This window comes from Streptomyces asoensis (assembly GCF_016860545.1).
In the GTDB taxonomy this organism is placed as follows: domain Bacteria; phylum Actinomycetota; class Actinomycetes; order Streptomycetales; family Streptomycetaceae; genus Streptomyces; species Streptomyces asoensis.
Genome location: NZ_BNEB01000005.1, coordinates 1115546 through 1137361, shown reverse-complemented (window position 1 = coordinate 1137361; position 21816 = coordinate 1115546). Strand labels below are relative to the sequence as shown.

The following is a 21816-nucleotide window of genomic DNA, read 5'->3' as shown; positions in this document are numbered from 1 at the left end:
GGCCGGTGACCAGCCGCAACGATCCGGTCAGTCGTGGACGGGGGCCAGGGCGTAGGAAATCGGATGAATTCCTTTCGGGGCCGGCCCCGTTCACCCCCCACTCACACTGTAGAAACATGAACGAACGCAGGAAATGGGTTCCTCTGGACCGCATGTCCGGATCGGAACGCACATTCCCGGCACCGACGGGGCGGCCGGGGAAATTCCGTGTACCGCTCCCGGAGTGACCGGGAAGGGCTCGTGCCGGAAGAATCCTTGTTTCGTCGCCGGATCCGCAGGTCCGGGCGGAGCGGGGTCCGCGCCGGTGCGGCCCGGCCCGTTCGGCGCAGGGCGCCGAGGGCCGTACGGGTCCCGGGCGGCGGAGTCCGGAGTGTTGCCCGTCGGACCGGTATGAAGATCAGCTCATAGTGCGCGTATGACGCGTACTCGTACGGCGCTGCTGTGCGCCGCCGCCCTCCTCGCCTCGACCCTTCAGACGGCCGCCGCGGCCGCGGCCGCCGGACCCGGTCACCACGACCGGGCCTGCGCCGCCACCCGCGCGCCGCGGGGCCAGGCGCGCGAGGTGCTCGCCCTCGTCCGCGCGGCCCGCAAGGAACTCGACCTCAAGGCCGCCCTGTTCAAGGTCACGGTCGACGGGCGCGAGCTGGTCACCGGAGCGGTCGGGCAGTCCCTCACGGACGTGCCCGCCACCCCCGCCCAGCACTTCAGGACGGGCTCGGTCGGCATCGCCTTCATGGGCACGGTGCTGCTCCAGCTCGTCCAGGAGCACAAGGCCCGCCTCGACGACCCGGTCTCCCGCTGGCTGCCCGACCTGCCGCACGGTGACGAGATCACCCTGCGCATGCTCGGCGACTCGACCTCGGGGCTGCACGACTACGTCACCGATCCGCTCTTCCTGAAGAAGCTCTACGCCGACCCGTGGCAGCACTGGACCCCGGAAGAGGTCGTCGGGATCTCCCTCAGTCACCCCCTGTGGTACCGGCCGGGCACCAACTGGAGCTACTCGCACGCCAACTTCGTCCTCCTCGGCCGCGCCCTGGAGAAGATCTCCGGCACCCCGCTCGACCGCCTCCTGCGCGAGCGGGTGATGAACCCCCTCGGGCTGCGCAACACCCGCAGCAACGACACCGCCCTGATCCCGCCGCCGGTGCTGCACGCCTACGACGACGAACGCGGCACCTACGAGGAGTCCACCTACTGGAACCCCTCGTGGACCACCGCTCCCGGCGCGGTCCTCACCCAGGACATCTGCGACCTGGCGCGCTCCGGTCAGGCCGTCGGTTCGGGCGAACTGCTCTCCAGGCGCGCCTTCCGCACCCAGCTGGACCCCGGCACGGTCGGCCTCGGACACCAGACCGCCACCTGCCCCGCGACGGTCTGCCTGCCGATGACCGAGGACTTCCACTTCGGCATCGGCGTCATCGTGAGGAACGGCTGGGTCGTGCAGAACCCGTCCTTCTTCGGCTACGCGGCCGTGATGGCGTACGAGCCGCACAAGCGGCTGTCCATCGCGGTGTCCACGACGGTGGGCCCGGACGCCCCCGACGGCAACACCGCCCAGACGATCACCGAACGGATCGCGGACCTGCTGGACCCGGAGCACCCGCTGTTCGGCTGAGTCGCCCGCTCAGCGCCCGGCGCGCACCCCGTCCAGGGCGATGGCCAGGACGCGGTCGCGCTGGGCGTCGTCCACGAAGGCCGTCGCGGTGACCCCGGCGACGAGCCGCAGCAGATCGCCGAAGTCCATGTCCCGGCGGGCGGCCCCCGCCCGCTGGGTCCGCTCGAACAGCGGGCCGCCCGCCGCGTACATCGACTCACGGCAGGCCTGGAAGATCTCCGACTCGTCCTCCAGCGCCTCGCGCACCGCCCGCTTGGTGACCATGTAGCCGGCGAACCGCTCCAGCCAGGCGGTCAGCGCCTCCCACGGTTCCAGGTCCGCGAACTCCACGGCCGACCGGCACAACGCGTTGACCTCGTCCGCGTACACGCTCTCGAACAGGGACCGGCGGGTCGGGAAGTTCCGGTACAGGGTGCCGATGCCCACTCCCGCGCGCCGGGCGATGTCCTCCAGGGACGCCTCCGCGCCGTGCTCGGCGAACGCCTCGCGCGCGGCGGCCAGCAGCGCGTCGTAGTTGCGGGCCGCGTCCTTACGGACCGGGCGCTGGGCCGCGACGATCTCGCTGACGGGGAACGGCTGAGCCGGCACTGCTGCCTCCCTGGCGTGAACCGGTTGAACCGGAGGGGTGCCTCCGCTACAGTGGAGGAGTGCCTCCACTTTAACAGTCCGAGGCCCCTCCTCCTCTTTCCGGGTCCTTCCGAGAGGTCCGTCATGCCCCGCTCGTCCACGCGCCTCACCTTCGCGGTCCTCGCGACCGGTGCCGGCGTGTTCTCCATGCTCCAGTCACTCATAGCCCCGGCCCTGCCGACCGTGCAGCACGCGCTGCACACCTCGCAGTCCACCGCGACCTGGGTGATGACCGCGTACCTGCTGTCCGCCTCCGTCTTCACGCCGATCCTCGGCCGGGTCGGCGACCTGGCCGGCAAGAAGCGCACCCTCGTCGGCGTCCTCCTCGCCGTCCTGGCCGGCTGTCTCCTCGCCGCCCTCGCGCCGAACATCGGCGTGCTGATCCTCGCCCGGGTGGTCCAGGGCGTCGGCGGCGCGCTGTTCCCGCTCTCCTTCGGCATCATCCGGGACGAGTTCGCCCCCTCCCGGGTGCCCGGCAGCATCAGCAACCTGTCCGCGGTGATCGCCGCGGGCGGCGGCGTCGGCATGGTCGCCGCCGGACCGATCGTCTCCGCGCTCGACTACCGCTGGCTGTTCTGGATCCCCGTCGGCATCGTCGCCGCCGCCACGCTCATCGCCGTGCGCTATGTGCCCGAGTCGCCCGACCGCGCCGAGGGCAGGGTCAGCTGGCTCGGCGCCGTGCTCCTGTCGGGCTGGCTGGTCGCCCTGCTGCTCCCGCTCAGCCAGGCCGGCGGCTGGGGCTGGGGCTCCGCACGGGTGATCGGCCTGTTCGCCCTGGCCGTCGCCCTGTTCGCGCTGTGGCTGCGCACCGAGGCCCGCTCCCGCACCCCGCTGATCGACCTGCGCATCATGCGCCTGCCCGCCGTGTGGACCACCAACCTCGCCGCCCTCCTGTTCGGCGCGGGCATGTACGCGATCTGGTCCTTCCTGCCCGGCTTCGTGCAGACCCCGTCGACGGCCGGGTACGGCTTCGGCGCGAGTGTCACCACCTCCGGGCTCCTCATGCTGCCGATGCTGCTCGCCATGTTCGTCTCCGGGGTGCTCAGCGGGCGCCTCGAACCCCGGGTGGGCGCCAAGGCGCTGCTCACGGCCGGCGCCGCGCTCGGCGCCGTCGCCCTGGGCTTCCTCGCCCTCTGGCACGACGAGCAGTGGCAGGTCGCCCTCGTGGCCGGCGTGTTCGGCCTCGGCATCGGCCTCGCCTTCGCCTCGATGGCCAACCTGATCGTGGGCAGCGTCCCCGCGGGCCAGACCGGCGCCGCCACCGGTATGAACGCCAACATCCGCACCATCGGCGGATCCATCGGCGCCGCCGTCACCGGGGTCCTGGTCACGGGCCGCCTCCAGCCGTCCGGCCTGCCCTACGGCTCCGGCTACACACACGGCTTCACCCTGCTCGCCGTGCTCTGTCTGGCCGCCGCCCTCGCCGCGCTGCTGGTCCCCGTCCGCCGTGCCGCAGCCCCCCTGCCGGACCCGGCCGCACCGCAGGTGCCGACCGCCGCACCCACCCCCGTGCGCTAAGCTCTCCCTGCGCGTTACCGCAGCTCACCGCGGCGGCAACGCCTCGGGACGTGGCGCAGCTTGGTAGCGCACTTGACTGGGGGTCAAGGGGTCGCAGGTTCAAATCCTGTCGTCCCGACTTTGCGAAGTCGCAGGCCAGAGGCCGTACCGGAGACACTCCGGTACGGCCTCTCGCTGTGTGCGCGCTCCGGCGCTCCGCCTCCGCACGCTCCGGTCCTGCGCTGCCGCTGAACGCGCGCCTTCAGGACTCGAGGATCCTGCGCTTCTGGTCCTCGAACTCGGCCTCGGTGAGGACGCCTTGCGCCTTGAGTTCGCCGAGCTGCTTGAGCTGGTCGATCTTGCTCGTCATGTCGGGCGGCGGCGGGGCCTGGGGTGCGGCCGCGGCCGGCGCCGGCTGCGGTGCGGCCTGCTGGTATTCCTGCTGGGCCCAGCGCCCCTGCTGGCGGCGCGAGACCCGGTTCGACACCGCGGTCGCCGTACCGGCCACCACGGCTGTGCGGGCGACCCCGCGGAGGAGACCTGGCACGGTGGTTTCCTTTCTCGCCGGAACTACGGAGAACTACGAGGAACCGAGGAATCAAGGGGAACTGCGGGGGAGATGCGAGGGGAACGGAGAAGACGCCGGGCTGTCGACGCCTGCGGCGGGTGCGTGATTCCGGGCGCACCTGACCTCTCCATTGCACCACCTCCGTATGCCCCGCGCACCTCGGCCGGTGAGCCGTCCGGCGTGCATTGCGGTGGGCCGTTCCGGGGGAATTGCTGTGCGCTGCCGGTCGGTGATTCCCGTGGCAAGCTGATATCTGGGCAACCGAACGGCCACATCTCCGTGGCGCGCTTCAGGCGGGAGGAGCCCGAGATGACCGCAACCGGAATGCATCACCGGCACGGATCGGCGAGCGGCGGAGCATGGGTGTCCGGCTGGACCGGCTTCGCCGGGGTCATGATGATCTTCGGCGGACTGATGGCGATCTTCCAGGGGATCGCCGCGATCGCCGAGGACGACGTGTTCGTCGTGACCGGCAACTACGCGTACAACTTCAACCTCACGAGCTGGGGCTGGATCCACCTGGTCCTCGGTGTGCTGGTCGTCCTCGCGGGTGCCGCGCTCTTCCGGGGTGCGCTGTGGGCGCGGATAATCGGCATCACCGTGGCGGGTCTGTCGATGATCGCCAATTTCATGTGGCTGCCGTACCAGCCCGTCTGGGCCATCGTGCTCATCGCCGTGGACGCCTTCGTCATCTGGGCGCTGTGCATCGGGACGGGGCGCGATTAGTCCCGGATCCGGGACACCGCGAACAACTCCGGTCCCGGCGGGATGCGATCGGTTCCCGGTACCGGGGAACGGTGTGATCGGATCGGTGTGATCGAATTCTGTGTCCGGGAATTCGGCATCGTGACATCAGCGGCAAGCAAGGGAACTCGTCCGGCCGTGCATTCGGCCGGACGAGTTCCCTTCTTTCTTCTGACGTTCTGCGCGGTCACCGACCACGTCTACGCGGGCCGCCCCGCGTCCGTGTCGTCCAGCGCGGCCAGCACCGCGGGCACCGGGATCCGCCCGGAGGCGACCAGTTGGGCGCCGCCGCGGCGCAGTGCGGCGGCGAAGGGGGCGGCCCACAGGTTCTCGTAGACCAGGATCGCCGCGGAGTTGCCGGGCTCCAGAGCGCCGCCCGCCTCCGCGATGTCGTCCTGGCCCAACAGGCCCGAGGACGCGCCCTCGAAGACCGCCAGGTCCAGGGCGCCGTCGCCGGTGAGGTCGGCGACCTCCATGCCGACCACGGACCCGTCCTCGTCCTTCCTGACGAACAGCAGGTCGAGGATCCGGATGAGGCCCCGGTCCACCAGGTCGACCAGCAGGGGGAACCCCTCGCCGGTCATACGGTTCCCCGGGAACTCGACGACCAGGTAGTCGATCGGTCCCATCTCGACGAATTCATCGCTCACGGCTTCACCCCTGGGTGGTCACGACGCTCGAACCCCCCTCCTCGGAACTCATTCCAGCATCGGACCCGCAGGGGCGCATCTCCGTACGGTCCTCACGCGGTCCGGCGGGCCACGCGCCCCTGTCGGCGTTCGCTCACCCGCCGCCAGACGGCCCGCTGGCACTTGAGCGTGCCGGTGCCGACCACGATCAGGACGACGATGTTGAGCAGCAGCTGCAACAGCGAACCCCGCGCCTCCCCCCAGCTGCCGAACGCCACGGAGACCCCGATGTCCGCCCCCGCCGGGATCGTGGTCACCGAGATGAAGACGCCGAGCAGGGCGCTCGTGCGGGCCTCCGTCAGGGAGACGATGCCGACGACGCCGGCCAGCACTGCCACCACGGCCGAGAAGAAGTTGGGGGTGTTGATCAGGTTCGAGACGGGCCGCACGCCCAGCTCGAAGGCCTCCGGCTGGAGCTCCAGGGCGCGGACGAGGAGCGCGAAGAGGAACGTCGCGGCGACGGCCAGCGCGAAACCCACGAGCAGCGCCACGAGTCCCTGCACGATCCTCGGCCGCGAGCGGTTGTCGATCCCGAGGGCGACGCTGGTGATGGCGCCGTACTCGGGACCCACCACCATCGCCGCGACGATGAGGATCTGGGAGTTGGTGATGATGCCGACCGCGCCGATGATCCCGGCGATGACCAGGAAGAGGTAGAAGCTCGGGGGATAGCTGCCCTCCGCGCGGATGCGGGCCTCGACCTGCGCCCACACCGGGGCGCGCAGCCGGGCGCCGAGTTCGGTGGCCCAGACCCGGGCGGCGCGGTCCGAGAAGACGGTGCCCACCGGGTCCAGGACGATCGAGCCGCGCTGTTCGAGGCCGAGGTCCCGCAGCCCGCGCAGCACCTCGTTCGCGGCTCCCGTCAGGACGTCGCACTGGACGGCGTCACCGTCGGGACGGCGGACGCCGCCCGGCTGGAGCTGGAGGTTGAGGACGCACGGCTCGGCGCCCAGCAGGGCCATGGCGCGCTCCGTGAGGTCCGGCGGGCACACCGCCCGTACACGGATCATGTCCATCGGGACCTCCGCGGTTCGGTACGGCGCGTTCCTCCGGCTCCCGGCCCCTGCCGGCCCGGCCGCCCTCGTGCCGACGCGGCGCCCCGCGGGCCCGGCGACTCGGCGTACAGGGGGCACGGTCCCCGTGCGGCGGGTGTGCCATGAACACTGCGCCGTCCCCTGTGCGGCGGGCGCGCCGCAAGGACTCCGACGCTCCGTGCCAAGAAGCCCGCGTTCACCCTCGTCATGGCCGCGGGGACGCCGGACGAGGCTTCCGACGCCGCCCCGCGGCGAAGGCGGGGATGCCCGGCCCCTGCGGCAGCAGCTCGGTGGTCACGAACGCCACGACCGCGGCCAGCACGATCACCGGCACCGATCCCGGGTGGCCCACGATGAGCACGACCAGCACCACGCAGCTGACGGGCAGCCGGAGCGCGGCGGCGGACGAGGCGGCCATGCCCGCCGCCATGCCCGGCACCACACCGAGCCCGGGCAGCGGCGCCAGCAGCACGCCCAGCGCGCCGCCGAGGAACAGCGAGGGGAAGACGGGACCGCCGCGCAGGCTGCCCAGGCAGAGCGAGTAGGCCAGGGCTTTGAACACCAGGACCGCCACCAGGCTGCCGACCGGCCATGCGTGGGGGTCGGCGGCGAGCTGGGACAGGGTGCTCTGGCCGGACAGCGAGACCTCGGAGGGCGAGCGGTCGGTGAGGACCGCGTAGAGCGCGGCGCAGCCGGCGGCCGCGAGTGCGCAGAGCACCGTGTTGCGCCACGGGTGCGCGGCGACGAGTCCGGCCACGACGCGCCCTCCGACGATGACGTAGTGGATGGCGGCCCCGACGGCCACGGCCATCAGGAGCGACCACACCACGTCCCCGGTGTCCAGGATCGGCGGCGCGGGCAGCCCGATGTCGAGGCTTCCGGTCTGGAGCCCGGTCCAGTGCCCGAAGCCGGTGAAGACGATGGCGCCCACGCCACTGGCCAGGAGGGCGGGCAGCATCACGGCGAAGAGCTGGGTGCCGCCCACTCCGGCCACCTCCATGAGCAGCACGGCCGCGACGAGCGGGCTGCCGAAGATCGCGGAGATGGCCGCGGCGGACCCGGCCGCACCGAGGAGCGCCGTGCCGGCCTCGGTCGCCGGGGCGCGGACGAGATCCCGCAGGAGCAGCATCAGACCGCTGCCGAGGGCGATCATCGGAGCCTCGGGCCCGAGCACGGCGCCCAGCGGCAGACTCGCCAGCGCGGCGATCATCACACCGGGCAGCGCGGCCTTGGACGCCCCGCCCGGGTGGAGGCCGGCCGCCGGGATGTGCCCGCCCCGGCCGGGCAGGCGCGTGACGACCAGTGTGACGAGCAGACCCGACACCAGGGCCTGCGGCAGCGGCCACCACCAGGGGGGATCCGACCAGCCCAGGTGGTGCGGCCAGTCCACCCAGAGCAGGTGCTCCAGTTCGTGCAGGAGGACGAGGAACCAGAACGCGGCCAGGGACACCGGGATCCCCACCAGGCCGCAGAACACCAGCGCGCGCCGGTACTCGGGGCGACGCAGCATGTCCCTCAGCTGGTCGGCTTCCTGCGGCTGGTTTCCCGGGGCGGTCCCGGCCTCTTCGCGACGCGGCTCGGCGATGGGTCTCTCCGGTTCGGTTCGATGAGGACAACGCGGCGTGGAGCAGCGCGAGAGTACTCACGGGACCGTGCGATGCCCCTGCGAGCCACGCGGTGCCGTCCGGAAACCCTCCGGTTGAGCACCGGCCGGGCGTCCGGGGCGGCCGGATCCGCAGGGTGACGGGCGTCAGGTGAAGAGGTGCACCAGATGGATCGGGCCCACTGGATGCGCGTCGAACCCGTCGAGCTCCTCGGCCGGCACCCGCAGTTCGCCTACCGGGGCGCGTAGCGGGCGACGACCTGCGTGAGGTAGGAGCGCAGCATCGCCTTGGCTTCGTCGAGCAGCTCCGCGTCGCCCTCCGGCGTACGGCGGAAGGCCTCCTGGGCCAGGGCGTCCGCGGCGAGGATCGCGGCGTGGCAGGCCCGCGCGAGCGCCGCGTCGTCGCGGGCGACGCCGAGCGCGAGCAGCACCCGGCGGACCCCGTCGGCCATCCGCCGCTTGTGCTCCCGGTCCGCAGCCCGGGTCCGCTCCGTCAGTCCGCTGCCGAACCACAGCGCGCGGAAGCCGTGTTCGGTGCGGTAGACGCGGGCGAACGTGTCGACGAGCAGGCCCACCGGATCGTCCCACCGTCCCTGCTCCTCCCCCTGCCGCTGCTCCTTGCCCTTCCCCTGTTCCGGCGCCGCGGTGCGTACCAGGTCGTCCATGACGTCCTCGAGGCGGGCGAAGTACCCCGACGCGAGGGAGTCGATGATCGCGTCGCGGTCGGGGAGGTACTGGTACAGCGAGCCGACCGACACCTTCGCCTCGGCGGCGACCCGGGTCGTGGTGAGCGCCTCGACGCCCTCGCCGACCAGGATGCGTTCCGCCGCCTCCAGCAGGAGGGCCAGTCGTGCCCTGCTGCGCGCCTGCCGGGGAGTGCGGCGCAGCGGGGTGCCGCCGTCGGGTCCGGTGCTCGCGTGGACCAAGGAACTGCCTCCGAACCTGAACGTGACTTTGTTTCATGTTTACGCTACCTTCGCGCCCATGACCGCCTCAAGCTCGGCGATGGATCGGGAGCGGACCGCCGTCGCGGACGCCTGCCGGCGCCTGGGGGCCGAAGGCCTCCTCATCGGTACGGCCGGGAACGTGAGCGTACGGGCCGGGGACCGGGTCGCGATCACCGCGACCGGAGCGGTCCTGGCCGCGCTCACCCCCGACCAGGTGACCGTCGTCGACCTCGGCGGCGAGGTCGTGGCCGGAAGCCTGCGGCCGACCTCCGAACTGGACCTGCACCTCGGGGTCTACCGCCGCTACGGAACCGGCGCGGTCGTCCACACACATGCCCCCATGGCCACCGCGGTCTCCTGCGTTCTCGACGAACTGCCCTGTATCCACTACCAGTTGCTGGCCCTGGGCGGCACCGTCCGCGTCGCGCCCTACGCCACCTTCGGCACCCCGGAACTCGCCGAAGCGGTGCTCGCCGCGCTCGACGGCCGCAGCGCCGCCCTGCTGGCCAACCATGGTGCGGTCACCCACGCCCCGACCCTCGACACGGCCGTCGAGAACGCGCTGCTCCTCGAATGGGCCTGCGGTGTCTACCAGCGCGCGGCGGCCATGGGCCGGCCCCGGGTCCTCGACGAGCGGCAGCAACTCGCCGTGGTGGAGGCCGCGATCGCCCGTGACTACGGCACCACCCACCCCGTACCACCCGCGCAGTGACACAGCCGACCGCGGCCGACCGGGCCGTCGGGGCCTAAGAAGCCGAAGAAGCCGAAGAAGCCGAAGAAGCCGAAGAAGGGGGACAGTCGATGAAGGTCTTCACGATGGGCGTGCACGTCCTGGACGTGCTGGTGCGGCCGGTGGCGGGGATACCCGAGGGACAGGGGGCGACGCTGGTCGACGACATCAGGATGACCGCCGCCGGGACCGCGGGCGGCACCGCCCTCACCCTGGCCAAACTGGGCGCGCGGGTGCGCAGCGCGGGCGCCGTCGGTGCGGACGCGACCGGGGACCTGCTGGTGCGGCTGCTGGAAGACGCGGGCGTCGACACGGAGTTCCTGGTGCGGCGCACCGACACGGCCACCTCCGCGAGCGTCCTGCCGATCCGGCCCAACGGCGACCGCCCCTCCCTCCACCTGCTCGGCGCGAACATCACCTACGGTCCCGACGACGTCCCCTGGGACGCCCTCGCCGAGGCCGACCACCTGCACCTGGGCGGACCGGAGCTGATCGGGGTGGACGCGGCCGCACGCATCCTGGCGTTCGCCAAGGAGCACGGTGTCGGTACCTCCGTGGACCTGCTGGCCCCCGGTGTCCTCGGCAGCTTCGAGCAGATCGAGGCGGCACTGCCCCACATCGACCATCTGCTGCCCAACGAGGACCAGGTGCTCGGCTTCACCGGCGAGAGCGACCTGCTGACGGGCGCGCGCAAACTCCTGGGCGCCGGTGCGGGCGTCGTCGCCGTCACGCGCGGCGGCGACGGAGCGCTGGTGGTGACCGCGGACGGCGCGGAGCCGGTGCCGGCCTTCGTGGTCGACGTCGTCGACACCACCGGGTGCGGCGACGCCTTCTCGGCCGGATACCTGAGGGGCGTGAGCCTCGGCCGTACGCCCGGTGACGCGGCCGTGCTCGGCAGTGCGGCGGCGGCGCTCGTCGCGCAGGGGCTCGGCAGCGACCACGGCGACTTCGATCTCGCGGCCGCCGACGCGTTCGCCGCGACGGCCAAGCCGCGGACCTGACCCGACGGGCCGCCGGCGCGGCGGGGGAGTGGCGGACGACCGCCGTGCGGGAGCGGCGGCGGACGGGCCGGAAAGACTCGCGCCTGCCGTGTCCATGTTCAGGCGGGCCCCGCGGGTGGTACGCCACGAGCAGGCGGACGCGGGGCGCACCACCGGCGTACGCCCGACCGCTCACGTCCGGCACCCGCGCGCGCTCGCCTTCGTCGCCGAGCGCGCGCCCGGCGTCCGGACGCTTCCGACGCAGAAGGGGACATGGCCATGGGCGAGGCTTCGGACACCGCGCTGCTGCTCGTACGGATCGTGCTGGGTGCGGTGATGCTGGCGCACGGCTGGAACCACTGGCGCGGGGGCGGCGGTATAGCGGGCACCGCCGGCTGGTTCGGCGGGCTGGGGCTGACCCGTCCGAGACTCCAGGCGTGGCTCAGCGTCCTCACCGAACTCGGCGCGGGCGCCCTGCTGCTGGCCGGCTTCCTCACTCCGCTGGCGTGCGCGGCGGTGCTCTCCGTGATGCTGGTGGCGGGCCTGCTCGCGCACCGCCGCAACGGCTTCTTCGTCTTCAAGGAGGGCTACGAGTACGTCCTCGTCCTGGGCGTCCTGGCGGTGGCGCTGGGCGCGTGGGGCCCCGGGGAATACGCGGTGGACGAGGCCGCCGGCATCGACGTGAGCGGATGGACGGGCGCCGGTGTGGTCCTCGGGGTGGGCGTCGTCGCGACGGCCGGACTGCTGGCCGTGTTCTGGCGCCCCCGGCAGGAGGGCTGAGGAAGGGACCGCGGCGCGCCGGTCCCGTACCCCTCCGGGGCGCCGGTCCCGCACCCCTCCGGCGCCCCCGTGGCCTGCCCGCCGCCCCCGCGGTACTCACCTGGTGGACGCCCCCTTGACGGAGACTCCGGGCGGGATCGACACTCGATCCGGGAATCCTAGTGAACGGGTAGGGAAACAATGGGGCGACAGGAGCCGGTCACCGGCCGGGCGAGCCGCACGGTGTGGTCGTCACCCCTTCTCACCTCCCGTCGTCACATCGACCTGAAGCGCGTCTCCAGCGCCATCAGGCACCAGGGCTGAGCCGGGGCCGTCCCCGCGCCGCACCGCACCGTCGGTGTCCCCCCGGGCGCGGCCGTGCCCGGCACGCGCGGGCGAGACCCGCACCTCCCTCTTCGACGTCGCATCCGCCGCGCGCACGTCCGCCGTGCGTCCCGCCCCCGGGGAGAAGCATGTCCGTCACACCACTGGCCGCCCACCCGTCCGCCCGCCCCGCACCCGCCTTCCGGGGCAGGATCGGGCGCGACGCGCGCAGCGGCCACTACGCGGTGCCGCGCCGCTACCGCCTCCATCTGGCGGCGGCCGACCCCGACTGTCTGCGCATCGCCGTCACCCACAGCCTCCTCGGCCTGGAAAGGGCCTGCCCGGTCACCTTCCTGCCCGCCGTCCCCGACTGCGCCGACGGAGGCCACTCCGCGCTGCGGCCGCTCTACGACGCCAGCGCACACCGGTACACGGGACCGGCCCTCGCGCCGGTGCTCAGCGACGACTGGTCGGGACGCATCGTCAGCAGCCACGGACCCGACATCGCCCGCGACCTCGCCCGCAGGTTCGGCGGCGGCCGGCCCACCCTGTACCCCTGTGCCGCCGAATCCCAGATCGAGGCCGTGGAGCGGATGTGCGGCCAGGGCATCGAGGAGGCCGCCCAGCGCGCCGGAGCGGCCGACGCGCCGGAGGCCGAGCGCGCCGCCGCACTCGACACGCTGCTCGGCACGCTCGGCGTACTGGAACGAGGACTCGGCTCCCACGCGCACCTGATCAGCAATCAGATCACGGCCCCGGACGTGGAGTTGTGGGTGGCGCTGGTCCAACTGGACACCGTGCACCGCCACCACCTCGACGCGGCCGCCGTGCACCGCGTCGCCGACCACCCCGCGCTGTGGGCCTACGCCCGCCGCCTGGCCGCCCACCCCGCCTTCGGCGCGCACCTCGACCTGGACGCCATCGCCCGCCGCCACCACGCCCGTTGCCAGGGCCTGGAGGCAGCCGGCGCCGCCGTCCAGATCCTGGACTGGAAGACCCACACGGCAGAGGTGACGACGGTCCGGCCGCAGGTCGAACGGCCGTGAGCCGGTCCATCCACCGGACAGCCGTTGACATTCCACCGGGCAAGTGTCTTAACTTACGGCCCAGAACGGTCATGAGTGTCGGTGACAAGCCCTGGCTGGCCGACCGGCAACCCTCGCTCCGCGGTGGGGTGCCCCAGGTGACGACCGGACCGACGTTTCGGTGACGACGAATCGGTAAGCGCGAGGCTCTCTCGAGGGCCGGAAACCAGAGACGGTGACGGACATGTACGCAGCTCATCGGACGGCGCCCCGCCGCTCCCGGGGCTGCGTACGGCCGTACCTCGACATCCTCGTCGCCAACCGCGCCGTCGACCTCCTCCGCGTGAACAGCGCACTGTGTACCGCACCGGGCCGCGCCCGCTGTCGGGGCTGAACGAACCCCTCGCCCCCGGCCCCGCGCCGCGTTCCTGACGAACACCGCCCGAGCGGTGTGCCGTTGTCCGCCCCACCCCGGTCTTCGTACGCATCCGTGCGCCCTGCCCCGTGCGCTGCCGCCGAGCGGTCCCCGCCGCCCCGCCGAAGCGCACACCGCCGCACACGCCTGCCGTGACCCGGGGTGTCCCACTCCCGGAGCCCCTCATGAGTGAACCCCCAGGTGCCGTGACCCTCGCCGAGGCCGCACCCGTCGTCGACACACCCCCGCGCAAGCCCACCGCCCAGCGCGTCCAGCCGCTGCGCCGGCCGGGCCGCTGGATCGCCACCGCCGTCGTCCTCGTCCTGGTCGCGCAGTTCGCCCACGGCCTGGTCTCCAACCCCTTCTACCAGTGGGACCGCTTCGGCTACTGGTTCCTGCGGCCGGTGATCCTCGACGGACTGCTCATCACCCTCGAAGTGGCCGCCTACAGCGCGGTGCTCGGCCTGCTCGGCGGCATCCTGCTCGCCGTCGCCCGGCTCTCGAAGAGCCCGGTGCTGCGCGCCGTCAGCTGGACCTACGTCTGGGCGCTGCGCTCGATCCCGCTCATCGTGGTGCTGCTCTTCCTCTTCAACTTCAGCGCCCTCTACCAGACCCTGAGCGTGGGCGTCCCCTTCGGCCCGGCGTTCTTCCGCTTCGACGAGTCCCGGCTGGCCACCGACATGGTGATCGCCGTCGTCGGCCTCAGCCTCAACGAAGCCGCCTACGCGGCCGAAGTGGTCCGCGGCGGCATCCTCTCCGTCGACCAGGGCCAGCACGAGGCGGCCGCCGCGCTCGGCCTGCCCAGGGGCTACCAGTTCTGGAAGATCGTCTTCCCGCAGGCCCTGCGGTCGATCACCCCGAACTACGTCAACCAGCTGATCGGCCTGGTCAAGTCCACCTCGCTGGTCTTCTACGTGTCGCTGCTCGACCTGTTCGGCACCGCGCAGACCATGGGGTCCACCTACCCCGGCGACATCGTGCCGCTGCTGCTCGTGGTCACCGTCTGGTACCTGATCCTGACCAGCCTCGTCTCCGTCGTCCAGTTCTACGTCGAGCGGTACTACGCCCGGGGCGCCACCCGGTCCCTGCCGCCGACACCGTTGCAGAAGCTGCGGACCGGTCTCACCGACCTGCGGGCCCGCATCCGCCGGGAGGCCGCCGTATGACCGCCGAGACCGTACGGAGCGCCGGGGCCACCGACATCGTCCCCGCCGCCGTCGAGGTGCACGACGTGCACAAGTGGTACGGCGCCCACCGGGTCCTGGACGGGGTGAACCTGACCGTGCGGCCCGGCGAGGTCACCGTGATCCTCGGCCCGTCCGGCTCCGGCAAGTCCACCCTGCTGCGGGTCGTCAACCACCTGGAGAAGCCCGAGAGCGGCTACGTCAGCGTCAACGGCGAGCCGATCGGCGTCCGCAGGCACGGCGACCGGCTGCGCGAGCTGAGCGAACGGGCCATCCTCGCCCAGCGCTCCCGGATCGGCTTCGTCTTCCAGAACTTCAACCTGTTCCCGCACCTGACCGTGCTGGACAACGTCGCCGCCGCGCCGGTCGCCACGGGCCGGCTCGCCAAGCCCCAGGCCCTCGAACTGGCCCGCGAACTCCTCGGCCGGGTCGGCCTCGCCGACAAGGCCGCCGCCTACCCGAGGCAGCTGTCCGGCGGCCAGCAGCAGCGCGTCGCCATCGCCCGGGCCCTCGCGCTGCGCCCCGGCGTCATCCTCTTCGACGAGCCGACCTCCGCCCTCGACCCCGAACTCGTCGGCGAAGTCCTCGCCGTCATCAAGGACCTGGCGACCAGCGGCACCACGCTCGTCGTCGTCACCCACGAGGTCGGCTTCGCCCGTGAGGTCGCCGACAAGGTCGTCTTCATCGACGGCGGGAAGATCCTCGAACAGGGCCCGCCCGGCGAGGTCCTCGACCGGCCGCGCCACGAGCGGACCCGGGAGTTCCTCAGCAAGGTGCTCTGATCCCGAGGCGCTCGCGCACCGAGCCGCCCGGACCCCGGCACATCACGACCTCCCCCCACGCCACCACCCTCTCCTCCAGTCACAAAGGACGGCCATGTCTGCCCACTTCACCCGACGCAGCCTGATCCGCGGCATCACCGCGGCGACCGCGGTCGCCACCCTCGCCACCGGGCTCGCCGCCTGCGGTGGGGACAGCGAAGCGGCCACCGGGACCGACAGCGCCGCCGCAGGCAGCGTGACCATCGGCCGCGTCTCCAACGGCGCCGCCAAGGAGACCGACCTGAAGGTCACCGAGGTCAAGTCCATCAGCGACGAACTGCCCGCCGCCGTCAAGAAGAGCGGCAAGCTGACCATCGGCATCGGCGCACTGCCCTCCGGCTTCGCCCCGCTGGCCTACGTCGGCGACGACCAGAAGACCCTCACCGGCGCCGAGCCCGACCTCGGCCGCCTGGTCGCCGCCGTCCTCGGCCTGAAGCCCGAGACGAAGAACTTCACCTGGGAGAACCTCTTCGTCGGCATCGACAGCGGCAAGGTCGACGTCGCCTTCTCTAACGTCACCGACACCGAGGAGCGCAAGAAGAAGTACGAGTTCGCCTCCTACCGCCAGGACAACCTCGGCTGGGAGGTGAAGAAGTCCAGCAAGTGGAACTTCGACGGCGACTACGCGAAGCTCGCCGGCCTGACCGTCACCGTCGGCTCCGGCACCAACCAGGAGAAGATCCTCCTGGAGTGGAAGAAGAAGCTGGAGTCCGAGGGCAAGAAGCTCACCATCAAGTACTACCCGGACCGCAACGGCATCTACCTGGCACTCAACAGCGGCAAGATCGACGCGTTCTTCGGACCCAACCCCGGCATCGCCTACAACGTCGCCAAGACCGCGGGCACGGCCAACGCCACGCGCAGCGCCGGCACCTTCTCCGGGGCCGGCGAGACGCTCCAGGGCCTGATCGCCGCCACCGCCAAGAAGGACAGCGGCCTGGCCAAGCCGGTGGCGGACGCCATCAACCACCTCATCAAGAGCGGGCAGTACGCCAAGTGGCTGGCCGCCTACAACCTCTCGAACGAGGCCGTCGCCAAGTCCGAGATCAACCCGCCGGGACTCCCGCTGGACAACTCCTGACGGACCGTCGGCCCGCGCCCTCCCCGCGCGGGCCGACCCGACCGGCGCGTGGCCGGCGCGCCGGCAGCCGCCGACCCCTCCCCGGCCCTCGGCCGGACCCTCCAGGAAGGCACCCTCGTGTCCTCGACCTCATCCCCGCTGCATCTCGCCGTCGCCCTGGACGGCACCGGCTGGCACCCCGCCTCCTGGCGTGAGCCCGTCGCCCGCCCCCGTGAGCTGTTCTCCGCCCGCTACTGGGCCGACCTGGTCGCCGAAGCCGAGCGCGGACTGCTCGACTTCGTGACCATCGAGGACGGCCTCGGACCGCAGTCCTCCCACTTCCTGGACCCCGACGACCGCACCGACCAGGTCCGCGGCCGCCTCGACGCCGTCCTCGTCGCCTCCCGCGTCGCCCCGCTCACCCGCCACATCGGCCTGGTCCCGACCGCGGTGGTCACCCACACCGAGCCCTTCCACCTCTCCAAGGCCATCGCCACCCTCGACTACGTGAGCGGCGGCCGCGCCGGACTGCGCGTCCAGATCACCGCCCGCCCCACCGAAGCCGCCCACTTCGGCCGCCGCACGATCCCCCGCATCACCGCCTACGACGACCCGGCCACCCAGGACCTGGTGACCGACCTGTTCGACGAGGCAGCCGACTGGGTCGAGGCCGTGCGCCGCCTGTGGGACAGCTGGGAGGACGACGCGGAGATCCGGGACGTCGCGACCGGCCGGTTCATCGACCGCGACAAACTCCACCACATCGACTTCGAGGGCAGGCACTTCAGCGTCAAGGGGCCCTCCATCACCCCGCGGCCGCCACAGGGCCAGCCCCCGGTCACCGCCCTCGCGCACGACACCGTCCCCTACCGCCTGGTCGCCCGCGCCACCGACGTCGGCTACGTCACCCCGCGCGACGGCGACCACGCCCGGGCGATCGTCGCCGAGGTCCGCGCCGAGCAGGAGCGGGCGGGCCGCGCCGCCGAGCCGCTGCACCTCTTCGCCGACCTGGTGGTCTTCCTCGACGACGACCCGGCCGAGGCCGCGGCCCGCCGCGACCGCCTCGACACCCTCGCCGGCGAGGAGTACCGCAGCGACGCCCGCGTCTTCACCGGCTCCCCCGCCCAACTCGCCGACCTGCTCCAGGAACTCCGGGCGACCGGCCTGACCGGGTTCCGGCTGCGCCCCGCCGTCGCCGGCCACGACCTCCCGGCCATCACCCGGGGCCTCGTCCCCGAACTCCAGCGCCGCGGCGCCTTCCGCACGGCCTACGAGGCCGACACCCTGCGCGGGCTGCTCGGCCTGACCCGCCCCGCCAACCGCTACGCCGCCCCGGCCCACGCCTGAGCGGGAGGGAGACCCACCATGAGCAAGCCCCGCAAGCAGATCCACCTGGCCGCGCACTTCCCCGGTGTCAACAACACCACCGTGTGGAGCGACCCGAAGGCCGGCAGCCACATCGAGTTCGACTCCTTCGCCCACTTCGCCCGCACCGCCGAACGGGCCAAGTTCGACTTCCTCTTCCTCGCCGAGGGGCTGCGGCTGCGCGAGCAGGGCGGCCGGATATACGACCTCGACGTGGTCGGCCGCCCCGACACCTTCACGATCCTCGCCGCGCTCGCCGCCGTCACCGAACGCCTCGGTCTCACCGGCACCATCAACTCCACCTTCAACGAGCCCTACGAGGTGGCCCGCCAGTTCGCCAGCCTGGACCACCTCTCCGACGGCCGCGCCGCGTGGAACGTCGTCACGTCCTGGGACGCCTTCACCGGGGAGAACTTCCGCCGGGGCGGCTTCCTCCCGCAGGACGAGCGCTACTCCCGGGCCAAGGAGTTCCTCGCCACCGCGGGCGAGCTCTTCGACTCCTGGCGGGGCGACGAGATCGTCGCCGACCAGAGCACCGGCACCTTCCTCACGGACGCCAGGGCCGGAGCCTTCGTCCACGAAGGCCCGCAGTTCGACATCCGGGGCCGGTTCAACGTCCCGCGCAGCCCCCAGGGCCGCCCGGTGATCTTCCAGGCCGGGGACTCCGACGAAGGCCGCGAGTTCGCCGCCTCCACCGCCGACGCGATCTTCAGCCGGCACGCCACCCTCGACGCCGGCCGGGCCTTCTACCGCGACGTCAAGTCCCGCCTGGCCGCCTACGGCCGGCGCTCCGACCAGCTGCTGATCCTGCCTGCCGCGAGCTTCGTCCTGGGCGACACCGACGCCGAGGCCGAGGAGATCGCCAAGGACGTGCGCCGCCGGCAGGTCAGCGGCGCCACCGCCCTCAAGCACCTGGAGTTCGTCTGGAACAGGGACCTGTCCGGCTACGACCCCGACGGCCCCCTGCCCGACATCGACCCCGACCCCGGCGAGCACCACATCGCACGCGGCCGCGCCCAGGTGCGGATGTACCGCGACCCGCTGGCCACCGCCCGGGAGTGGCGCGAGCTGGCGCAGGCCCACAACTGGTCGATCCGTGACCTGGTCATCGAGACCGGCAACCGCCAGAACTTCGTCGGCTCCCCGGAAACCGTCGCCCGCACGATCGACGAGTACGTCCAGGCCGACGCCGCCGACGGCTTCATCCTCGTCCCGCACATCACCCCGAGCGGCCTCGACGGCTTCGCCGACCACGTCGTCCCGCTCCTCCAGGAACGAGGCGTCTTCCGCACCGAGTACGAGGGCACCACGCTCAGGGACCACCTCGGCCTCGCCCACCCGGACGACTCCGCCGCCGAGCGGGCGGCCTCGTGAGGCCCCGCGCCGCCACCCGTCCGCCGGCCGTGGGGGAGGCGGCCTGTGACTGAGATCCCGCTCGGCGTCCTCGACCTGGTGCCCGTCTCCTCCGGATCGACGGCCGCGCAGGCCCTGCGCAACTCCATCGACCTGGCCCGGCGGACCGAAGGCCTCGGATACGCCCGCTACTGGTTCGCCGAGCACCACCTCAACCCCGGTGTCGCGGGCACGTCCCCGGCCGTCCTCCTGGCCCTGACCGCGGCCGCCACCTCCACCATCCGGCTCGGCTCGGGCGCCGTACAGCTGGGCCACCGCACCGCCCTGTCCACGGTGGAGGAGTTCGGCCTGCTCGACGCGCTGCACCCCGGCCGCTTCGACCTGGGCCTCGGCCGCTCGGGCGGCCGGCCGCCCGGCGAGCCGGGGAGTCCGCCGCCCGCGGCCACCCCGGTCGTCGACGGCCGGGCCCCCAACGGCCTGCTGATCCCGCCCCGCTTCTCCTTCGAACGCCTCCTGGGCTCGCCGCGGATCGCCCTGCACCGCAGACTGCTCCTGCTGCCCCACGCCGAGTCGCAGGACTACGCCGAGCAGGTCGACGACGTCCTCGCCCTGCTGGCCGGCACCTACCGCTCCCCGGAGGGCGTCGAGGCACATGTCGTACCCGGCGAGGGTGCCGACGTCGACGTGTGGATCCTGGGCAGCAGCGGCGGACAGAGCGCGCAGGTCGCGGGTGACCGGGGGCTGCGCTTCGCCGCGAACTACCACGTCAGCCCCGCCACCGTCCTGGAGGCGGTGGACGGCTACCGGGCCCGCTTCAAACCGTCCGCCGCCCTGGACACGCCGTACGTCAGTGTCTCCGCCGACGTCGTCGTCGCCGAGGACGACGACCGCGCCAGCGAACTCGCCGCCGGCTACGGCCTGTGGGTGCGCAGCATCCGCACCGCCGAGGGCGCCGTCCCCTACCCGACGCCCGAGGAGGCACGCGCCCACGTCTGGACCGAGGAGGACCGGGATCTCGTCCAGGACCGGATCGACACCCGGTTCGTCGGCTCCCCGGCCCGGGTGGCCGACCTCCTGGAGCAGCTCCAGGAGGCCACCGGCGCCGACGAACTGCTGGTCACCACCCTCACCCACGGCCACGCGGACCGTGTCCGCTCCTACGAACTGCTCGCGCGGGAGTGGCGCCGCCGGGGCCACTGACCCCGGGCCGACCGCCGACGGCTGCCGCGGGGCCGAGGCGCCGGTGCGGCCGGGGACACGTCTCCCTCCCCCGAAGGCGACGTGCCCCCGGCGCACCCCCCGGCGCCGGACTGCGGTCTTCGTGTGGCCTTGCGGCTCACCAGCACATGAGTGCCGTCTCGCCCGAACCCCAGCCGGAGTACAGGCGTACGCGCACGACGTAGCGGCGGCCCTTCACCAGCCGGGCCCGGATCGTGGCGTTGTGCGCGGTGCCCCCGTCGTCGTGCCCCGCGAGGAAGCGGGGCTCGCCGTCCCGTTCCTCGAACAGCACGGCCATCGAGTCGCTCGCACCGAACGTGGCGACGGTGTACTCGCGGGTCTCACGCGGCTCGACGGTGAAGTCCGCCTGTTCCCCCGGCGCCAGCGACAGCGCCGCCGACCGGTACGGCACCAGCGCGGGCGGCCGCGGCGTCGCGGGCGGCGGGTACCAGCCGAGGACGAACTCCTTGTCCATCGGCGACAACCCGCCCGACGGGTGCACGCCCCCGCGGAACTGCTCCGGCTCCAGGATGAGGCCCGCCGGGAAGGCGTACTCCATGATGGACTGGGAGTCCCACACCGATCCGTTGACCTCGGCCGGATCCAGTTTGCGCAGGACGTTGACGTCGGTGCGCGACCGGCTCCAGTAGTTCGGCGGGCCCGCCAGATCGGCGTACACGGCCTCGTCGTCCCAGTGCAGACCGGCGAACGGGCTCTGGTGTTCGTGCTGCATGCCGAGCGCGTGCCCGATCTCGTGCAGCGCCGTCGCGCGTTCGCCCGGCGCGGTCAGGTCCCAGCCGAAGTTCATGGTGCGCTCGTTGAGGCCCGCCGACAGCGCGTCGCGGCCCACCGCCGACCAGGAGCCGCCCCCCGCCTGGAAGCCGATGCGCAGCTCCGCCTCCGAGCGGTCCGCGACCTCCCTGAAGACCACGCCGATGCCCAGGTCCCGCCACTCACGGAAGCAGTCCCGCACGACCTCCCGCTGCTCCTCGCCGCCGACCCACGAGACCCGGCGGGTCTCCCCGGTGCCCGGCAGCGCGATCACCGACGCGTCGCTCTCACGGTCGAAGAAGCAGTAGTGCAGCACGGTGCCGTTGACCCACATCCGCCGCCCGCTCAGAAGCGCGCCGAGCCGCTCTGCGGCCAGCCCCGGCGCGTACACGGGGACCGACTGCGGGGCGAGCGAGCAGTATCGGGCGGTCATGCGCCCAGGCTGCCGTGCGCGGTCGCCGACGGCCTGAGTCGGGGCCTACTC

21 protein-coding genes, 1 tRNA gene and 1 riboswitch are annotated in these 21816 nt (G+C 72.5%); of the genes, 15 read left to right on the top strand and 7 right to left on the bottom strand.

Annotated elements, in window-relative coordinates:
- Window positions 1–415: 415 nt before the first annotated feature.
- Entirely contained in the window at window positions 416–1618 is a 1203-nt protein-coding gene (locus Saso_RS28040; RefSeq protein WP_189924160.1) for a serine hydrolase domain-containing protein, read from the top strand.
- 9 nt (window positions 1619–1627) lie between these two features.
- On the opposite strand, the gene Saso_RS28035 is transcribed toward Saso_RS28040, so the two are convergent.
- Entirely contained in the window at window positions 1628–2206 is a 579-nt protein-coding gene (locus tag Saso_RS28035; protein ID WP_189924164.1) for a TetR/AcrR family transcriptional regulator, read from the bottom strand.
- Between the two features lie 123 nt (window positions 2207–2329).
- On the opposite strand from Saso_RS28035, the gene Saso_RS28030 reads away from it, so the two are divergent.
- Together Saso_RS28030 and Saso_RS28025 are read left to right on the top strand one after the other, a co-directional pair.
- The gene (locus Saso_RS28030; protein WP_189924167.1) at window positions 2330–3763 is read left to right on the top strand and encodes an MFS transporter; all 1434 of its coding nucleotides are present in this window, start codon (window positions 2330–2332) and stop codon (window positions 3761–3763) included.
- Window positions 3764–3807: 44 nt separating this feature from the next.
- A tRNA-Pro gene (locus Saso_RS28025) sits at window positions 3808–3881 on the top strand.
- A gap of 123 nt (window positions 3882–4004) precedes the next feature.
- Here Saso_RS28025 and Saso_RS28020 read toward each other — a convergent pair.
- Entirely contained in the window at window positions 4005–4289 is a 285-nt protein-coding gene (locus Saso_RS28020) for an SHOCT domain-containing protein (RefSeq protein WP_189924169.1), read from the bottom strand.
- 330 nt (window positions 4290–4619) lie between these two features.
- On the opposite strand from Saso_RS28020, the gene Saso_RS28015 reads away from it, so the two are divergent.
- On the top strand, window positions 4620–5036 hold the full coding sequence (locus Saso_RS28015) for a DUF7144 family membrane protein (RefSeq protein ID WP_189924171.1): 417 nt from the start codon (window positions 4620–4622) through the stop codon (window positions 5034–5036).
- A gap of 218 nt (window positions 5037–5254) precedes the next feature.
- Here the strand turns inward: Saso_RS28015 and Saso_RS28010 are convergent, their stop codons facing one another.
- The 4 genes from Saso_RS28010 to Saso_RS27995 all read right to left on the bottom strand — a co-directional run bounded on the left by Saso_RS28010 (window position 5255) and on the right by Saso_RS27995 (window position 9306).
- Complete coding sequence (locus Saso_RS28010; protein WP_229901367.1) at window positions 5255–5704, bottom strand: DUF6325 family protein; 450 nt, start codon at window positions 5702–5704, stop codon at window positions 5255–5257.
- 92 nt (window positions 5705–5796) lie between these two features.
- Window positions 5797–6759, bottom strand: coding sequence for a DUF389 domain-containing protein (locus Saso_RS28005; protein WP_189924173.1), 963 nt, complete (start codon window positions 6757–6759; stop codon window positions 5797–5799).
- A 223-nt stretch (window positions 6760–6982) separates the two neighbouring features.
- Window positions 6983–8287: a chloride channel protein gene (locus tag Saso_RS28000; RefSeq protein ID WP_189924175.1), complete on the bottom strand. Its 1305-nt coding sequence runs from the start codon at window positions 8285–8287 to the stop codon at window positions 6983–6985.
- A gap of 326 nt (window positions 8288–8613) precedes the next feature.
- Entirely contained in the window at window positions 8614–9306 is a 693-nt protein-coding gene (locus tag Saso_RS27995; RefSeq protein ID WP_189924177.1) for a TetR family transcriptional regulator, read from the bottom strand.
- A 58-nt stretch (window positions 9307–9364) separates the two neighbouring features.
- On the opposite strand from Saso_RS27995, the gene Saso_RS27990 reads away from it, so the two are divergent.
- From Saso_RS27990 to Saso_RS27945, 11 genes are all read left to right on the top strand, one after another.
- Window positions 9365–10039 (top strand): class II aldolase/adducin family protein, encoded by a 675-nt coding sequence (locus Saso_RS27990; protein ID WP_189924179.1) that lies wholly within the window; start codon window positions 9365–9367, stop codon window positions 10037–10039.
- A gap of 89 nt (window positions 10040–10128) precedes the next feature.
- Complete coding sequence (locus Saso_RS27985; protein WP_189924181.1) at window positions 10129–11058, top strand: carbohydrate kinase family protein; 930 nt, start codon at window positions 10129–10131, stop codon at window positions 11056–11058.
- 258 nt (window positions 11059–11316) lie between these two features.
- Complete coding sequence (locus Saso_RS27980; RefSeq protein WP_229901368.1) at window positions 11317–11817, top strand: DoxX family protein; 501 nt, start codon at window positions 11317–11319, stop codon at window positions 11815–11817.
- 180 nt (window positions 11818–11997) lie between these two features.
- Window positions 11998–12120: a putative leader peptide gene (locus Saso_RS39145; RefSeq protein WP_351007773.1), complete on the top strand. Its 123-nt coding sequence runs from the start codon at window positions 11998–12000 to the stop codon at window positions 12118–12120.
- A 149-nt stretch (window positions 12121–12269) separates the two neighbouring features.
- Window positions 12270–13166 (top strand): glutathione S-transferase C-terminal domain-containing protein, encoded by an 897-nt coding sequence (locus Saso_RS27975; RefSeq protein WP_189924185.1) that lies wholly within the window; start codon window positions 12270–12272, stop codon window positions 13164–13166.
- Window positions 13167–13233: 67 nt separating this feature from the next.
- Window positions 13234–13353: riboswitch (SAM riboswitch) on the top strand.
- A gap of 392 nt (window positions 13354–13745) precedes the next feature.
- Entirely contained in the window at window positions 13746–14726 is a 981-nt protein-coding gene (locus tag Saso_RS27970) for an amino acid ABC transporter permease (RefSeq protein WP_189924187.1), read from the top strand.
- Window positions 14723–15526 carry an amino acid ABC transporter ATP-binding protein gene (locus Saso_RS27965; protein WP_189924190.1) on the top strand — a complete coding sequence of 268 codons (804 nt, stop codon included), beginning with the start codon at window positions 14723–14725 and terminating at the stop codon, window positions 15524–15526. Before Saso_RS27970 ends, Saso_RS27965 begins: the two co-directional genes overlap by 4 nt.
- Before the next feature lie 94 nt (window positions 15527–15620).
- Window positions 15621–16646, top strand: a complete 1026-nt coding sequence (locus tag Saso_RS27960) for an ABC transporter substrate-binding protein (RefSeq protein ID WP_189924191.1) — start codon at window positions 15621–15623, stop codon at window positions 16644–16646.
- Window positions 16647–16763: 117 nt separating this feature from the next.
- Complete coding sequence (locus Saso_RS27955) at window positions 16764–17972, top strand: LLM class flavin-dependent oxidoreductase (RefSeq protein WP_189924194.1); 1209 nt, start codon at window positions 16764–16766, stop codon at window positions 17970–17972.
- Between the two features lie 18 nt (window positions 17973–17990).
- The gene (locus Saso_RS27950) at window positions 17991–19364 is read left to right on the top strand and encodes an NtaA/DmoA family FMN-dependent monooxygenase (protein WP_189924196.1); all 1374 of its coding nucleotides are present in this window, start codon (window positions 17991–17993) and stop codon (window positions 19362–19364) included.
- 45 nt (window positions 19365–19409) lie between these two features.
- Window positions 19410–20543, top strand: a complete 1134-nt coding sequence (locus Saso_RS27945; protein ID WP_189924199.1) for an LLM class flavin-dependent oxidoreductase — start codon at window positions 19410–19412, stop codon at window positions 20541–20543.
- A 136-nt stretch (window positions 20544–20679) separates the two neighbouring features.
- On the opposite strand, the gene absR1 is transcribed toward Saso_RS27945, so the two are convergent.
- On the bottom strand, window positions 20680–21765 hold the full coding sequence (gene absR1, locus Saso_RS27940; protein WP_189924201.1) for a beta-glucuronidase AbsR1: 1086 nt from the start codon (window positions 21763–21765) through the stop codon (window positions 20680–20682).
- Between the last annotated feature and the right edge of the window lie 51 nt (window positions 21766–21816).

What these genes read in the sequence shown, in the direction of transcription:
- Saso_RS28000 (WP_189924175.1), bottom strand. Translation starts at nt 8,287, where the DNA reads ATGCTGCGTCGCCCCGAGTACCGGCGCGCGCTGGTGTTCTGCGGCCTG.
- Saso_RS27970 (WP_189924187.1), top strand. Translation starts at nt 13,746, where the DNA reads ATGAGTGAACCCCCAGGTGCCGTGACCCTCGCCGAGGCCGCACCCGTC.
- Saso_RS27985 (WP_189924181.1), top strand. Translation starts at nt 10,129, where the DNA reads ATGAAGGTCTTCACGATGGGCGTGCACGTCCTGGACGTGCTGGTGCGG.
- Saso_RS28040 (WP_189924160.1), top strand. Translation starts at nt 416, where the DNA reads ATGACGCGTACTCGTACGGCGCTGCTGTGCGCCGCCGCCCTCCTCGCC.
- absR1 (WP_189924201.1), bottom strand. Translation starts at nt 21,765, where the DNA reads ATGACCGCCCGATACTGCTCGCTCGCCCCGCAGTCGGTCCCCGTGTAC.
- Saso_RS27980 (WP_229901368.1), top strand. Translation starts at nt 11,317, where the DNA reads ATGGGCGAGGCTTCGGACACCGCGCTGCTGCTCGTACGGATCGTGCTG.
- Saso_RS27990 (WP_189924179.1), top strand. Translation starts at nt 9,365, where the DNA reads ATGACCGCCTCAAGCTCGGCGATGGATCGGGAGCGGACCGCCGTCGCG.
- Saso_RS27950 (WP_189924196.1), top strand. Translation starts at nt 17,991, where the DNA reads ATGAGCAAGCCCCGCAAGCAGATCCACCTGGCCGCGCACTTCCCCGGT.
- Saso_RS28005 (WP_189924173.1), bottom strand. Translation starts at nt 6,759, where the DNA reads ATGGACATGATCCGTGTACGGGCGGTGTGCCCGCCGGACCTCACGGAG.
- Saso_RS27975 (WP_189924185.1), top strand. Translation starts at nt 12,270, where the DNA reads ATGTCCGTCACACCACTGGCCGCCCACCCGTCCGCCCGCCCCGCACCC.
- Saso_RS39145 (WP_351007773.1), top strand. Translation starts at nt 11,998, where the DNA reads ATGGGGCGACAGGAGCCGGTCACCGGCCGGGCGAGCCGCACGGTGTGG.
- Saso_RS28015 (WP_189924171.1), top strand. Translation starts at nt 4,620, where the DNA reads ATGACCGCAACCGGAATGCATCACCGGCACGGATCGGCGAGCGGCGGA.
- Saso_RS27965 (WP_189924190.1), top strand. Translation starts at nt 14,723, where the DNA reads ATGACCGCCGAGACCGTACGGAGCGCCGGGGCCACCGACATCGTCCCC.
- Saso_RS28030 (WP_189924167.1), top strand. Translation starts at nt 2,330, where the DNA reads ATGCCCCGCTCGTCCACGCGCCTCACCTTCGCGGTCCTCGCGACCGGT.
- Saso_RS27960 (WP_189924191.1), top strand. Translation starts at nt 15,621, where the DNA reads ATGTCTGCCCACTTCACCCGACGCAGCCTGATCCGCGGCATCACCGCG.